Annotated in this window: 13 protein-coding genes; 3 read left to right on the plus strand and 10 right to left on the minus strand. The window is 61.7% G+C overall.

Annotation, left to right across the window (positions count from 1 at the left end; genetic code table 11):
• Positions 1 to 45 precede the first annotated feature (45 nt).
• Positions 46 to 906, plus strand: coding sequence for an aldo/keto reductase (locus Q0K62_RS02110; RefSeq protein WP_366515879.1), 861 nt, complete (start codon positions 46 to 48; stop codon positions 904 to 906).
• Between the two features lie 18 nt (positions 907 to 924).
• Here Q0K62_RS02110 and Q0K62_RS02115 read toward each other — a convergent pair whose 3' ends face one another.
• From Q0K62_RS02115 to dnaB, 5 genes are all read right to left on the minus strand, one after another.
• Complete coding sequence (locus Q0K62_RS02115; protein WP_297316333.1) at positions 925 to 2,631, minus strand: AarF/UbiB family protein; 1,707 nt, start codon at positions 2,629 to 2,631, stop codon at positions 925 to 927.
• A 96-nt stretch (positions 2,632 to 2,727) separates the two neighbouring features.
• Positions 2,728 to 3,126: a hypothetical protein gene (locus Q0K62_RS02120; protein ID WP_297316348.1), complete on the minus strand. Its 399-nt coding sequence runs from the start codon at positions 3,124 to 3,126 to the stop codon at positions 2,728 to 2,730.
• 347 nt (positions 3,127 to 3,473) lie between these two features.
• On the minus strand, positions 3,474 to 4,253 hold the full coding sequence (locus Q0K62_RS02125; RefSeq protein WP_297316346.1) for a glutamine amidotransferase: 780 nt from the start codon (positions 4,251 to 4,253) through the stop codon (positions 3,474 to 3,476).
• Positions 4,254 to 4,354: 101 nt separating this feature from the next.
• Positions 4,355 to 5,701, minus strand: coding sequence for a Mur ligase family protein (locus Q0K62_RS02130; RefSeq protein ID WP_297316347.1), 1,347 nt, complete (start codon positions 5,699 to 5,701; stop codon positions 4,355 to 4,357).
• Between the two features lie 56 nt (positions 5,702 to 5,757).
• Positions 5,758 to 7,173 carry a replicative DNA helicase gene (gene dnaB / locus Q0K62_RS02135; RefSeq protein WP_297316334.1) on the minus strand — a complete coding sequence of 472 codons (1,416 nt, stop codon included), beginning with the start codon at positions 7,171 to 7,173 and terminating at the stop codon, positions 5,758 to 5,760.
• Positions 7,174 to 7,591: 418 nt separating this feature from the next.
• Between dnaB and Q0K62_RS02140 the strand changes: the two genes are divergently transcribed.
• Positions 7,592 to 8,983 carry an MATE family efflux transporter gene (locus Q0K62_RS02140; protein ID WP_297316335.1) on the plus strand — a complete coding sequence of 464 codons (1,392 nt, stop codon included), beginning with the start codon at positions 7,592 to 7,594 and terminating at the stop codon, positions 8,981 to 8,983.
• Positions 8,984 to 9,005: 22 nt separating this feature from the next.
• On the opposite strand, the gene Q0K62_RS02145 is transcribed toward Q0K62_RS02140, so the two are convergent.
• The 4 genes from Q0K62_RS02145 to Q0K62_RS02160 form a co-directional block, all read right to left on the minus strand.
• Positions 9,006 to 9,344: a P-II family nitrogen regulator gene (locus Q0K62_RS02145; protein WP_297316336.1), complete on the minus strand. Its 339-nt coding sequence runs from the start codon at positions 9,342 to 9,344 to the stop codon at positions 9,006 to 9,008.
• A gap of 21 nt (positions 9,345 to 9,365) precedes the next feature.
• Positions 9,366 to 10,631, minus strand: a complete 1,266-nt coding sequence (locus tag Q0K62_RS02150; RefSeq protein ID WP_297316337.1) for an ammonium transporter — start codon at positions 10,629 to 10,631, stop codon at positions 9,366 to 9,368.
• A gap of 225 nt (positions 10,632 to 10,856) precedes the next feature.
• Positions 10,857 to 12,074, minus strand: a complete 1,218-nt coding sequence (gene ftsY, locus Q0K62_RS02155) for a signal recognition particle-docking protein FtsY (RefSeq protein WP_297316338.1) — start codon at positions 12,072 to 12,074, stop codon at positions 10,857 to 10,859.
• A 130-nt stretch (positions 12,075 to 12,204) separates the two neighbouring features.
• Positions 12,205 to 12,849, minus strand: coding sequence for a hypothetical protein (locus tag Q0K62_RS02160; protein WP_297316339.1), 645 nt, complete (start codon positions 12,847 to 12,849; stop codon positions 12,205 to 12,207).
• A gap of 204 nt (positions 12,850 to 13,053) precedes the next feature.
• Between Q0K62_RS02160 and Q0K62_RS02165 the strand changes: the two genes are divergently transcribed.
• The gene (locus Q0K62_RS02165) at positions 13,054 to 13,332 is read left to right on the plus strand and encodes an Lrp/AsnC ligand binding domain-containing protein (RefSeq protein ID WP_297316340.1); all 279 of its coding nucleotides are present in this window, start codon (positions 13,054 to 13,056) and stop codon (positions 13,330 to 13,332) included.
• 187 nt (positions 13,333 to 13,519) lie between these two features.
• Here Q0K62_RS02165 and Q0K62_RS02170 read toward each other — a convergent pair whose 3' ends face one another.
• Positions 13,520 to 14,062: a GNAT family N-acetyltransferase gene (locus tag Q0K62_RS02170; RefSeq protein ID WP_297316341.1), complete on the minus strand. Its 543-nt coding sequence runs from the start codon at positions 14,060 to 14,062 to the stop codon at positions 13,520 to 13,522.
• Between the last annotated feature and the right edge of the window lie 199 nt (positions 14,063 to 14,261).

The following is a 14,261-nucleotide window of genomic DNA, read 5'->3' on the forward strand; positions in this document are numbered from 1 at the left end:
CACCTATCCGCTCCGGCCCACCGGTATCAGAGAAGAGGCCAGACCTTGCACGAGACTCAATCCACATCAATCCCGACCGTCACACTCAACAACGGTGTTCTCATGCCCATGGAGGGCTTCGGCGTCTACCAGATCGCCGACCACGACGAGTGTCGGCGTTCCGTCATGGATGCCCTGGAGACAGGCTACCGGGCCATTGACACAGCCCAGGCCTATGGGAACGAGGAGGCCGTCGGAGCCGCCCTGGCCCAGACCGGTATCGACCGTGACCAGGTCTTCCTGACCACCAAGGTCTGGATCACCAACTACGGATACGACCGGACCCGGGCCTCGGTCGAGGAGTCCATGAAGAAGCTGGGCACGGACCATCTGGACCTGGTCCTCCTGCACCAGCCCTTCAACGACTACTACGGGGCCTGGCACGCCCTGGAGGACCTGTACGACCAGGGGGCCCTGAGGGCCATCGGCGTCTCGAACTTCTACGCCGACCGGTATGTGGACCTGGTCAAGTTCAACCGGATCGTCCCGGCAGTCAACCAGCTGGAGACCCATGTCTTTTATCAACGACCGCTCGAACGCACCTATATGGACAGGTACGGCACGAAAATCGAATCCTGGGGGCCCTTCGCCGAGGGGCGTCAGGGGATGTTCACCAACCCGACCCTGACTGAAATCGGGAAGGCGCACGGCCGGACCACTGCCCAGATCGCCCTGCGCTTTTTGGTCCAGGACGGGGTGATCGTCATCCCCAAGTCCACCCATCGCGAGCGCATGAAGGAGAACCTGGACATCTGGGACTTCGAACTGACCCAGGAGGAGATGGACCGGTTGCGGGCCATGGACACCGGCAAATCGGCCTTCATGGACCATGAGGACCCAGCCGTGGTGGAGCGCTTCGGCAACTGAGAGTTTCCCGGGCCCCGGCTAGGCGCCACCGTGCTGTCTGCGCTTGAGCGCCCGGTGCTTGACCAGGATGTCCAATACGATCCATGCCGAAAGGATGAAAGCCACGACGTATCCCAGCATGCTGACCACAGGAATGCCGAAGATGACCGGCTTGATCCGGGCAAAGTAGACGATTGAGGAACCTACGTAGAGGCCGACGACGATCAGGGCCATGGTCAGCCTGTTGACCATGTCAGCCAACTGCTGCAGGGGCTCTTCGGAGCCCACAAGCTGCACATTGGCGCGAAGCTGGCCCCGGGTCAGCATCCGTGCTGCGGTCCGAGACTCGGCCATGGCATCAAGCAGGCCATGCAGGGCCAAATCACCCTGGGAACCCAGTTTCTCGACGTTCTCCTTGACCCTGGCCCCGACCTCCTGGCTGGAGGCCACATGGTCGGCAATGATCTGGACGATGTTGGCTTCTGGTATGAACTCATCCAGGAGCCCTTCCAGAGTGACCAGGCAGCGCGCCACCATGGTGACGGAACCAGGCACCTTGATACCATGCCGGGCGGCCAACTGCATGACGGTGTTGACGTACTCGGCCAGGTCAAGGTCGGCCAGGTCAAGCTTCCCATAGCGCTGGACCACGGCATCCAGGTCGGCGAGCAGATAGGGATAATCCTCCGCCCTGGACTCCCCGGTCCCGGCGAACCGAAGGAGCCCCTGGGCCAGGGCGGGCGAATCCTCACGGCCTACCGCGAAAATCATGTCCTTGAGGGCCGCCCGGGTTACCTTGTCGAGTCGCCCCACCATGCCCAGGTCAATCAGGACGATCTGGCCGTCGCGAATGATGATGTTGCCGGGGTGCGGATCGGCATGGAAGAACCCACGATCCATGATCTGCGTGGCGTAGTTGTCAACCAGCTTGGTGCCGACCTCGTTCAGGTCATACCCCTGGGCCGCCAGCCGACCGGGGTGGGAGAGGGAGATGCCGTCGATATACTCCATGACCACCACATGCCTGGTGCAGAAGTCCGGGTAGGGGCGGGGACAGTCGATGTAGGCATAGGGGGCGCAGAAATCCTTGAACTCGGACAGGTTGCCGGCCTCCTGCAGGAAGTCGATCTCGGACTGGAAGGTCTCCCAGAGCTCCTCGACCACCCCTCGGATATCGACCACCTGGGTGCTACGGACGAACCTGGATGCCCACTTGACCACGCTGCGCATGATATCGATGTCCTGGATCATGGTCTCCCGGATGCCGGGGCGTTGGACCTTGACGGCCACATCCTCACCGGTGACCAACCGGGCCCGATGCACCTGGGCCAGGGATGCCGAACCCAACGGGGTGGGGTCAATTGATGCGAAAATCCGGTCCAGGGGACGGTCGTACTCTACGGCCAGGGTCTGCATGACCACGGAATACGGGATGGGATCGGCATCGGCCCGCAGTTTGGAGAGCTCCTGGCAGAAGGCTTCGGGAAGGATCTCGGAACGCATGGAAAGGATCTGCCCCACCTTGACGAAAGTCGGTCCCAGGGCCTCGAACATGAGACGCATGGTGACAGGGGTCAGGCCATGAACGATATCGAACCGGTTGGCGATGCGGATGATCTGGGCCAGCCTTCTGGCCCTGCCCCGCCGCCGACGGAACCGTCCCGAGGGATTCTCGTCCTCGTCCCGTCCGACCCCGAACAGGCCGATGGTCTGCACCTGCCCCTCATGCCGATCCGTGGCATCCATAACCGTGCGCTCACCTTCCTGAAACCTTGCGGACGAAGGCCGGACCGGCCCAGAACCGGTCCGACGGCCCGCCCGCAATCTTGAGTCCCCGATTTTTCAGGCCTCGGGCCCTTTGACGGGGTCTGCTGAGGTGATTGGAATGTCGCCATCCCGGGGATCCGGCAGGGGGACATGGGGCTCCTGACGGGCCAGGGGACCCTCCCCTCCGGCCAGAGGTCCCTGACCCGGCTTCGTCCCAGACCCATGGGCGTCCTGGCCCGGTGTCGGTACCGGTCCCGGCGCGGATGACTGCGAGGCGGTCCTGGGACCTGCCCCCTGACCCTGTCTGTTGCGCTTGAGTTCCGTATTGAGAATCTTCCCCTGCTCGACGGTCAGCTCGCCCTTTTTGACCAGGTTGTCGACTATCTCCTGACCCTTCTCGACCCCCGTGGCCAGAGCACCAATGCCGGCCAGGAGAACCTTGTGCAATCCATCACCAATATCGAAATCCGCCATGATATGCCTCCCAGCACTCATATGCCCGCGGAAATCCGGGGGCACTCTTGCGGCAGTGGAATGCCGATGGATCGATTCGAACCACAACGGACCCCACCACTCTTCCAGTCTACAGTGATGGCGGTTGCAGAGAGAACTTGACGCCGCCCGGAACAACCTTCGGAAAGCCGCCTCCGAACAGTCTTCACCATGTTTGGCGTACACGCGGTACAGACCAACCGGCAGCGTCCCGCCTATACCACCGGAGCACGGTCCGAGCATGCCGCAATCCAGCCATCGTCACCCGACCGGGCTCATTGCCTTGGCTCACGGTGACGACCACCGGATCAGGGCAAATCCCGTCTTGGTCATCTGGGCCTGGAAGCAGCGATTCTGCTGGCCTGGCCGGCCAGGGAGTCCAGGCGCCCCAGCTCCTGACGATTGGCCTGGTCCATGGACTGCCTCATTCGCTTCAGGGTGTCCTGCCCATACCGCCTGTCGGCTGCGGCCCCGATCAGAAAGTCCGCGATGGCAGGATTCTTAGGGAGGAGGGACCCATGCATGTAGGTGCCGATCACCTTCTTCCGGCGAGCGCCTTCGGTATGGTCCCTGCCGTTGTTGCCGCGACCTTCCTGATTCACCGTCCCCAAGGGTTGAGCACCCTCCCCAAGGTAGGTCAGACCCGAATGGTTCTCGTAGCCGACCACCTGGCCGAAGTCGGGGCTCTGCTCCACCAGGTTCCCGATCATCCGGTCCGACCGGGCCACCGTGTGCACATCCAGGATGCCGATGCCCTCCAGACGTTCATGGTCCGAGGTCTCGAAATAATGGCCGAAGAGCTGATACAGTCCACAGATCATCAGCATGGGGACCCCCTGTTCGGCCAGGTTTCCGAGAAGGGGACCCCTCCGATGGAGGTCCTGGATGATTCGTTCCTGGCCATGGTCCTGGCCACCACCCCCCAGGATCAGATCGACCTGGTCGGGCCAGGGGTCACCGGGATTGTAATAGTGGACCACCGGTCGGAATCCATAGAGCTCGGCCCGCCGGGTCACGCTGAGGATGTTGCCCGAGTCCCCGTAGATGTTCATGTCTCGATGGTAGAGGGAGAGGATATGCAGGGCCGGCCGATCCATGACCGAGGCCATCGTCCTGTTCTCGCCTGCTTCTCCTGTCCGGGGTCCACCGGCCTTGCCGGTCAGGGTATCCGCCATCTTCCCGCTTTCCTCTCTGGGATTCGCCACCATGCTCATGCCCCCACTCCGGCATCACTGACCGTGGTCACACGACCAAGCTCCGCCCGCAGGCGCAGCATGGATGTGTAGGTGCAGTAGATTCGCTTGGGTCGGCCGGGATGTGCATCCAGGAAGGTGGCCAGAGCCTGGTCCAGGTCGGTCTCGACCCGGTCCACGGGCACCTGTTCATAGGCCAGGCGGAGGGCCATGTCGTAGGCCCGGGTGCCGGAGACCATGGCCACACCGGACTTCCTGAGCGAGGTGAAGTCCACATCCCAGAGCCAGCTCATGTCGCGCCCGTCGGCGTAGTCGTCACGAATGGCGATCATCGTATCCCGACCGTCAGGGTCGAAGGAGGAGAGTGCCAGCCTGAATCCCATCGGGTTCTTGACCAGGACCAGCTCCACCGACGCCCCCTGATAGGTGATGACCTCACCACGACCAAAGGCCGGAGTCACCTGGGCCAGGGCCTGCATCAGCCGTTGATCGTCCGGTTCATGATCCGCCAGGACGGAACGGACCAGGGTCAGGGCGGCCGCGGCGTTGTAGAGGTTGTAGACCCCCTCCAAGCGCACGTCGGTCTCCAGACGCCGCCCATCCACCCGGAAGGCAGCCCGGTGGTCCATGACCTTCTCCAGAACCACGTCCGCAGGCAGGTGGTGACCGGGCCGGACGGCGGGGGAAGCCTCGGATCCCTTGTCGTTCATTGACCCCTCAGCCTCAACCCGGGCATGCATGTCATCATCGGTCGGGAAGTATGTCAGCAGGTCATCGGACAGACCGAAGTAGGCCACCCGGGTCTTGGCCGGGGTCTGCGCAGCCAGGGCGGAGATACGAGGATCCTCCCTGTTCAGGACCACGGTGCCGGTGGTGACCTTGGCCACCTGGGCCAGGAGCCTGGCGGTGGTATCGATTTCACCGAACCGGTCCAGCTGGTCACGCATGACGTTGAGGAGGAGGGCGTAACGGGGCTTGACCTGTCTGACGAAGTGGACGGCATAGGCCTCGTCCAGCTCCAGCACGGCGACGTCGGCATCCAGCCTCCCACCCAGGCCAAGGGTGGAGACCAGGGCCGACACCACTCCCCGGGTGAAGTTGGACCCGGTCGGGTTGGTGAAGACCTTCAGACCAAGGGATTCCAGCATGGAGGCCACCATCCGGGTGGTGGTGGTCTTCCCGTTGGTCCCCGAGACCAGGACCACCCCTCTGGGCAGACGGGAAAGGGTACGGGCCAGGAAGGTCGGATCGATCCGCTCGACCACCCGCCCCGGCAGGGCCGAACCCCCATGATGGGTCAGCCTGGAGACGGCGCGAACCGTCTTTCCCGCTGGCAGGGCCAGGAAGGAGTACCAGTGCCGCATGGGGGAAGGCCTGCGCTCCTGCCGCCCCTTTCCCGACGTCTCCTGCCGAGCCATGATCAGACACCTCCCTGCTGATAATCCTGGGGCATGTCCTTGAACTTGGACTTCTCGCCCAGGAAGGCCAACTGGAAGGTCTCGGTGGGGCCGTTACGGTGCTTGGCCAGGATGATGTCGGCCTCGCCCGGACGGTCCTCCTTGTCGTAGAAGTCAGGCCTATGGACCAGGAAGACCACATCGGCGTCCTGCTCGATGGAACCCGATTCACGCAGATCGGAGAGCATGGGCTTTTTGTCGTTACGCATTTCAGGACCGCGGTTGAGCTGGCTCAGGGCCACCACCGGAACCTCCAGCTCCTTGGCCAGGAGCTTCAGGGCACGGGAGAAGTCCGAGACCTCCTGCTGGCGGGACTCCACCCGCTTGCCCGAGGTCATCAGCTGGAGGTAATCGATGACGACCAACTTCAGGTCGTTGGTCTGCTTGAGCCGACGGCACTTGGCCCGGATCTCCATCAGGCTCATGTTGGGGGAATCATCCAGGAAGAGGGGGGCCTCCTGGAGTTTGCTCCAGAAATTGTTGAGGGTGTTCCACCGCTCCGGGGTGATGTCGTCGGCCCTGCGCAGGGCGACCAGGGGGATGTCGGTCTCGGCCGAGATGATGCGCTGGGCCAGCTCGGTCTTGCTCATCTCCAGGGAAAAGACGACGGTGGTCATGTGGTGATGGAGGGCTGCTGCGCGGGCGAAGTCGATGCCCAGGGTCGACTTGCCCATGGCCGGACGACCTGCCACAACGATCATCTGGCCGGGCTGGAGGCCCTGGGTCATGTCGTCGATGCTCTTGAACCCGGTGGGTACGCCGCGCTCGACCAGGCCGTTCTGCAACTTGTCCAGCTGTTCCAGGGTGTCATGGACCACCGGCCCGATGGCTTCGTAATCCTGGCGGACCTTCCCCACGCTCATCTCGTAGACCTCGGCCTGGGCCAGGTTGACGATGTCCTCGGCCTGGGACCCCTCGGCCGAGTATCCCAACTGGGCAATCTTGGTGCCTGCGGCGATGACGTTACGGAGGATGGCCCTCTGATGGACGATTTCGGCGTAGTACGTAGCGTTTGCGGCCGTAGGGACCGCGGCCACCAGGGAGTGGAGGTAGTCGGTACCGCCCACCTTCTCCAGATCGCCGGACTTGAGGAGCTCGTTGGCCACCAGGACGGCATCCACCGGCTGGGAGGCCGAGAAGAGTGTGATGATGGCCTCGTAGATGGTCTGGTGCTTGGGCTGGTAGAAGTCGGAGACGTCGATCATCTGGCTGACCTCGCCGATGGCATCCTTACTCATCAGCATGCCGCCAAGAACGGCCATCTCGGAATCGTCATCATGCGGAGGCACCCGGTCGAAGAGCACATCACGCGAGTCTTCACCCTCGCGAGGTGGACGCAGCTCGGGGTGGGTGTAATCGGTAAAGTTGTCAGAAGCCATAGGTCCGATTCTACGGACGGCACCCGTCACACGCGACAGTTCACCAGGTTTTGGCTCAAGGCTTTTTCCAGCCCTGCACAAGGGGATGAAACCCCCGGTCCGGGTCCTGCCGGGGATCCTGCCAGGAAGGTTCGTCACCATTACTTCACATCCACAGGCATGTCGCCAAGGAACCCGACCGGGAGTGACCTGGACCACATCTGCCTGTGCATAAGAAGAAAAGTTATCCACATTTTAGGCGTGTCTTAGAGGATATGTCTTAAACTTATCCACCTCATGGGTATAACTGTGTGGAAAACCTGGGGATAGGGCTCTCCTGCGCGAGTGGCTGTTGCCACTTACTCATAAAGGTGCTAAGGCATCACCTACCAGCCATGATGAGGACCCGAGAGGGAGAGGACCGAGCCGGGGTTGTAGCATGACATCCGTGACTTCACCAGATCAGGACCACCCGGGGACCGAATCCAGCAAGAGGCACCAAGACCTTTCCGTCTATGCCACCATCGCCTCCCTGGCCATCCCCACCTTCGGGCAACTGATCGCCGAGCCGCTCTTCGTCATGATCGACACCGGCATCGTCGGCCACGTCAGCGATCAGGCCCTGGCCGGCCTCTCCATCGGATCCACCGTGGTCCTGACCACCGTCGGCCTCTGCGTCTTCCTGGCCTACGGGACCACCTCCCAGGTGGCCCGCCTGATGGGTGCCGGCCGCCGCAAGGAGGGGATGGAGACCGGAGTCGACGGGATGTGGCTTGCCTTCATCATCGGTGTAGCGGTCTGCGCCATCCTGATGTTCTTCAGCCGACCCCTCTGCTCGGTCATGGGGGCCTCCGGGCTGGTCCTGGATGCCGCAGAGCAGTATCTGGAAACGCTGATCTTCGGCCTGCCCGCCATGCTCCTGGTCTATGCGGCCAACGGCATCTTCCGCGGCCTGCAGAAGGTCAACATCACCATGGTCTCCGCCATATCAGGCGCCGTCCTGAACACAATCCTGGAGGTCCTCTTCGTCTTCGGCCTCCACATGGGCATCCTTGGCTCCGGCTTGGCCACCCTGATCGCCGAATGGTACATGGGGATCCTCCTGACCATCCCCGCCCTGGTCTGGGCCAGGCGGGAAGGGGCCAGCCTGAGACCCAGGCTGAGCGGAATAGCCAACAGCATGGGCGATGGTTTCCCCCTCTTCCTGCGTACCCTGGCCCTGCGCATCTGCCTGGTCATGACCGTGGTCGCCGCCGCCCATCTGGGCGATCAGGTCCTGGCCGCCTATCAGGGGGTCAACTCGGCCTGGAACTTCGGCCTGAACATGCTGGACGCGGTCGGCATCGCCGGACAGTCCCTGGTGGCCACCGAACTGGGGGCCCGCCATAAGGCCAAAGCCCGGATGATGACGGACCTCTCGGCCAGGGCCGGAATGATCATGGGTGTCCTGGTGGGCCTGATCATGATCGCCCTGGGACTCTTCGCCGCACCGCTTTTCAGCCCCACACCCGCCATACGTGACCTGATCACGATCGGCATGATCGTCCAGGGGGTCTTCATGCCCATCGCAGGCTGGATGTGGGCCTTGGACGGCATCCTGATCGGTGCCGAGGACTACCGCTACCTGGCCACCACCTGCTCCCTGACCGCCTTGGTCTACGTGGCCTGCCTCCTGGGCCTGACCACCCTGGCCCGGGGCTGGACGGACGCCTGGCGCATCGCCATGCTCTGGGGTGCCATCAACATCCTCTTCATCGGCATCCGCGCCATCTTCAACGGCCTGCGGGCCCGGACGGACATCTGGATGGACCGGGCCCTGGCCGCCGAGTGAGTATTGCGACGGTTACCGTTTTTCAGATGGCGGCTGCTCCTGTTTCACCGGTTCTGACCCTGGTAACGGAATCCAGGGACTGGACCCAGACCTTCCCATCGCCGATCGTATCGGTGCCTGCAGTCCGGACGATGGTGTCCACCAGAGACCGTGCATCGACGTCGTCAGCCAGCACCTCCACCCGAATCTTGGGAATCAGGTCGACTGTGTAGGTGGTGCCCCGGTAGACCTCCTTGTGCCCGCCCTGGCGACCGTAGCCGTTTGCGGAGGAGACGGTCATACCATGGACGCCCGCCTGAGAGAGTGCCTCTTTGACGTCATCCAGCTTCTGCGGTTGAAGAATGGCCGTTATCAGCTTCATGTCGTTACGCTCCTTCGATGATTAGTTGGCGGACAGAGCGAACTCATAAGCGCTCTCGCCCTGGTCACTCTGATCGACTCCGGCGATCTCTTCCTTGTCACTTACACGCCAGCCGACGGTCTTCTCAAGGACAAATGCGATGATTCCGGTCACGACTGCGGCGTATATCACGGCAATGAGCGCTACCAGGAACTGTACCAGTAGCTGCTTGTAGTCGCCACCAGCCAGAAGACCGGTCCCTGCACCGAAGAGTCCGACCATCAGGGTGCCGAGCACACCCCCCACCCCGTGGATGCCGACCACGTCGAGGGAGTCATCATAGTTGAACCGGAACTTGAGACCGCAGGCGAAACAGCAGACAACCCCAGCGACCATGCCCATGACTATGGCCCACAGGGGGGATACCACATCGGCGGCAGGGGTGATGGCAACCAGACCGGCAATCATGCCCGAGGCGGCTCCCATGGCGGTGTAGTGGCCGGAGCGGATCTTTTCAGTGAAGAGCCAACCCAGGGTGGCCGCACTGGCGGCGATGGTGGTGGACACCCAGGAATATCCGGCGGTGCCGTTGGCGGCGAAGGCCGAACCTGCGTTGAAACCAAACCAACCGAACCAGAGCAGGAAGGCACCCAGCATGACCATGGGGACGTTGTGGGGGCGCATCGGTTCCTTCTTGAAGCCTATTCTCCGTCCGATGATAAGAACGATGACCAGTGCTGCAACCGCCGCGTTGATGTGAATAACCGTGCCTCCTGCGAAGTCGTGAGCCGGGGCACCGATTGCGTTGGAGATGGCTCCATCTGCTGAGAGGAGCCCGTGGTTCCAGACCATATGGGCCATGGGTGCGTAATCCAAAGTGACCCAGAGGGCCACGAAAATCATCCATGTACTGACCTTTATGCGCTCAGCCAGGGCACCGGAGATCAGTGCCACACAGATCATGGCGAAAGCAACCTGGAAAGCGATATCGATCGTATGCGGATAGGAGGCGTTCTTCAGGTCAACCGAGGTGAAGACCCCGTCCTTGGCCGTGACCGTGTCCTTGAGGAGGAAGCCGGTAACCGGATCACCGAAAATCCCGCCGACATCCTTGCCCGCGTAGGAGATCGACCAACCCCAGAGGGTCCAGATGATACCGGTAACCGCGATGGCCACAGTCGACATCATCAGCATGTTCAGCACGGCCTTGGCCCGGACCATACCCCCGTAGAAGAAGGCCACTGCGGGTGTCATCAAAAAAACCATGGCCGCAGCCATCAACATCCATGCAGCATTTCCCGAATCCATGCGTACACCTCTCTTTCCACGCCCGGGACCGACAAAACCCGCGCCGAGGCGGGCGGACCCGGACGACGCCAATCGTCGTTCATCTTCAAGACCATGGAACAGCCACGGAATTTCGTTCAGGTCAACCGTTCATTTCCCGTCAGTAACCTGGATCGGGAAACCGTAACCGGGACGTAACCACCGGCTTCATTGATCGGCCCCGGTCCGTAGCAGGCGGGCGGGTCCTCAGTCCTCGCCCAGAATCCCGTCCACAAAGGACTCGGGACTGAAAGGTGAGAGATCATCTGGCCCCTCGCCCAGGCCGACCAGCTTGACCGGAACGCCCAGCTCGCGCTGGACGGAGATTACGATACCACCCTTGGCCGAGCCGTCGAGCTTGGTCAGGACGATGCCTGTGATGCCAATGGTCTCGGCGAAGACACGCGCCTGGATCATCCCGTTCTGCCCGGTGGTCGCATCCAGGACCAAAAGGACCTCTTCCACCGGGATATTCTTCTCGACAACGCGACGGATCTTCCCCAGCTGGTCCATCAGATTGGCCTTGTTCTGGAGTCTGCCGGCTGTGTCCACTATCAGGACATCGGCGTCCATCTCCTTGGCCTTGGCCGAGGCCTCGAATGCCACCGAGGCCGGATCGGTCCCATCCCTGTCGCTGCGAACGACCGGCACACCCACCTTGCTGCCCCAGGTGTCCAACTGGTCGGCGGCGGCGGCACGGAAGGTGTCGGCGGCACCCATGACCACAGACTTGCCGTCCGCCACAAAGAGACGGGCCAGCTTGCCGGCGGTTGTGGTCTTACCGGTTCCGTTGACCCCAACCATGATGATGACCGAGGGCTTGTCGGCATTGGGTTTATCGGCTTCCAGGGTCCGGTCCATGCTGGGATCCACCAGATCGATCAGCCTTTTCCTGAGACCGGCACGGACCGCCTTGGGATCCTTTTCACCGCTCACCCTGGCATCGGAACGGAGCTGGTCCACCAGCTGCTCACTGGCCTCGGCCCCCACGTCTGCCATAAGGAGGGTGTCCTCCACCTCTTCCCAGTCGGAATCACTCAGGTGGTCCTTGGTCAGGATGGCGAAGAGGGCCTTGCCGAAGGGATTGGGGCTTTTGGCCAGTCTGGCCTTGAGCCTGGTCATACGGGAGGATGAGGACTCCGGCTCCTGCGTCGGCTCCTGGGATTCAATGCCTTCAGCCGGCTCCCCTCCCTGCCCTTGGGAAGATTCTTGCACCTTGGATCCGGGCGACCCGGGCTTCCGTGCTGACGTCTTCCCGGTCTCGTTCGAGGCCTCCTCCTGCCTTACTGCAGTCGCCCCGGACCCAGCGGTTGGCGAGCTGCCACCTTTCCGACGACGCGGCTTAGCCAGAAGGTACACGCCGGCGACCACCAGGGCCAGAACAAGGACAATGGCAATGGCCATAAACAGGTAGGACGTAGTCATACCATCAAGACTAAGGTCGCGAACGGACACCGGGCCGGCAAGGCGCAGGCCCACCCAGATTCAGCATCCAACCCTTGGAATGTGACGGAATCCAACCAGAAATGCACTCCCTATTTCCCCGGCGACCGGCTTACTGCGATTTGATTGCAGGCATGACATCCGACGTTACCGCCACCGGTTCCTCAGGCACCTGTCTGCTCGGCCGAGACTTGCCGCCACCCGGGTCGTTTTCCTTGTCAGCAGAAGCGGAGTTCCCCGATTGGACCTGGCTGTCCGGGATTGTGGAACCATTCGAATCACCGTGATTCCTCCGCCCACCACATTCAGCCGCGCCGCCATCATCGTGACCGGCCGCATCCTGGGGTTTTCGGTGGAGTTTCCCGGACTGCGAGGCCCCGTCGGAAAGAACGAATTCCCCGGTTCCCCCATTCATATTCGGCTTCAGCGGCGTGACCAGGCGCCCCTCATTGGTCTGCCAAAGTTCAATCTCGTCAGTGGATTCCGACGTCAGAAGCGCCCTCATCTCCACAACCGAATGGGAATTGACATGCACCGGACAATTGATCGGCCTGGGCTGGTCCTCCTCTGTGCCGCAGTCGCTTCCATCGGAGTTGGGAATGAAGGAAAGTCTGCCGCCGGCGATACGGGGCAGCCTGCCCTCACGCTCACGCTGCCTCCTTGACCCCCTGCGCACACGGTCGTCCAAGGACTGGGAGAAGGCGCGATTCGCCGACTCGCCGCGCGCCAGACGCAGGACATAAACAATGAATGCCACCACTATCAGCACCCATATGAGCACAATCACCCAGACCATTGTTCCATTCTCTCAGACTAAGAATACCGGAAGTGTCGCGATGATTGAATATGCCAACCTATTTCACAAGCCGGACCCGGCCCCTCCAAGCTGTGGACCATAGAACTTGGATACCGACCATCAGAACTTATACTGAACAGCAGTACACCAAGGCAAGGAGCCGCCATGACAAACGCCATCGTACTGATTACAGTCCAGTCCGACAAAATCAACGAAGTGGCACGCGCCATTGTCGAGATCGACGGGGTCAAGGATGTCTATTCCGTGGCTGGCGAGGTTGACCTGGTGGCCGTGGTCTCCACCGGCAAGTTCGATGACCTGACCGCCGTCATTCCCGGAGGCATCGCCAAGGTCCCCGGGGTGGCCGGGACCCAGACCCTGACGGCTTTCCGCACCTACTCCCGCGAGGACATGGATGCCGCCTACGACCTTGGCCTGGACTGATTCCCATTCCCCAAATCCCGCTGAGTGTGTGCTCACAGATCAGCGGCTGAAGGAGATACGCCAGGGGCCAGTGTCTCGCCACAGACATGTACGGACCGAAGCGGCTCGTATACGAACGCCACGAACGCAGCGAGTCGTGCATGCGAACCACCGATTGCGATGAACAGCTGGCACTACGATTGGGTACTTACAGTTCAATCCAATACCGTTGGATCCCAACACCATCTGCCATGTACCGGGTATCTTCCAGCTTTCCGCCATTGGCCAGGATGGTACGTCGGCTTCCCCCATTCTCCTGTGCACAGGTGAGCAAGACCCTGGTCATTCCCTCTTGCCGGGCCTTATCCAGACAATCCATCAGCATCCGACTGGCGTATCCCCGACGGCGCCTGTCCGGACGGACCGAATACCCGATATTCCCGCCCCGTTCCAGCAGGTAGTCATTCAGCGCAAGACGCAACTGGATCATCCCGACCAGGGTGTCATCAGGCTCCAAGGCGAGAAATTGCAGGGCTGGTACATACCCCTGGGGAAGGTGCTCCCCCTTGGCCTCATTGATGACCCGTGGCAGCCAATCCCGTCTGACCTGGTCCAATGACAGACATCCTTGCAGGCAGCCCAACCCGGCCAGTTCATCGTCTCCGGCAGCCTTACAAGCCTGCAGATAATCCCAGGCCGCGTCGGCGTATCCTGCTGAATCCCCGCCAAGACGGAACAATCGAATACCCAAATCCTGCTCCTTGATTGGTTGACATCCTACACGCCCCAGAGCAAAAATCAGAAGGCTGCTTTCCTGCTGTATTTCCGCCCGCCACCGAGCTTGGGGAGAAACCGCGCAACTGGAAAAAATCGCCCCTGGCGTGTATTTTTGTTGTGTTGCCCCTCTGGCTCAATGGTTAGAGCAGCGTCCTTTTAAGTCGTGGGTTGTG

Source organism: uncultured Bifidobacterium sp. (assembly GCF_945269915.1).
Classification (GTDB): Bacteria; Actinomycetota; Actinomycetes; order Actinomycetales; family Bifidobacteriaceae; genus Bombiscardovia; species Bombiscardovia indica.

Bases quoted from the DNA above. Each gene is read 5' to 3' on its own strand.
- Q0K62_RS02115 (WP_297316333.1), bottom strand. From the start codon at position 2,631: ATGGATGCCACGGATCGGCATGAGGGGCAGGTGCAGACCATCGGCCTG.
- Q0K62_RS02120 (WP_297316348.1), bottom strand. From the start codon at position 3,126: ATGGCGGATTTCGATATTGGTGATGGATTGCACAAGGTTCTCCTGGCC.
- Q0K62_RS02125 (WP_297316346.1), bottom strand. From the start codon at position 4,253: ATGGCCTCGGTCATGGATCGGCCGGCCCTGCATATCCTCTCCCTCTAC.
- Q0K62_RS02130 (WP_297316347.1), bottom strand. From the start codon at position 5,701: ATGCGGCACTGGTACTCCTTCCTGGCCCTGCCAGCGGGAAAGACGGTT.
- dnaB (WP_297316334.1), bottom strand. From the start codon at position 7,173: ATGGCTTCTGACAACTTTACCGATTACACCCACCCCGAGCTGCGTCCA.
- Q0K62_RS02140 (WP_297316335.1), top strand. From the start codon at position 7,592: ATGACATCCGTGACTTCACCAGATCAGGACCACCCGGGGACCGAATCC.
- Q0K62_RS02145 (WP_297316336.1), bottom strand. From the start codon at position 9,344: ATGAAGCTGATAACGGCCATTCTTCAACCGCAGAAGCTGGATGACGTC.
- Q0K62_RS02150 (WP_297316337.1), bottom strand. From the start codon at position 10,631: ATGGATTCGGGAAATGCTGCATGGATGTTGATGGCTGCGGCCATGGTT.
- ftsY (WP_297316338.1), bottom strand. From the start codon at position 12,074: ATGACTACGTCCTACCTGTTTATGGCCATTGCCATTGTCCTTGTTCTG.
- Q0K62_RS02165 (WP_297316340.1), top strand. From the start codon at position 13,054: ATGACAAACGCCATCGTACTGATTACAGTCCAGTCCGACAAAATCAAC.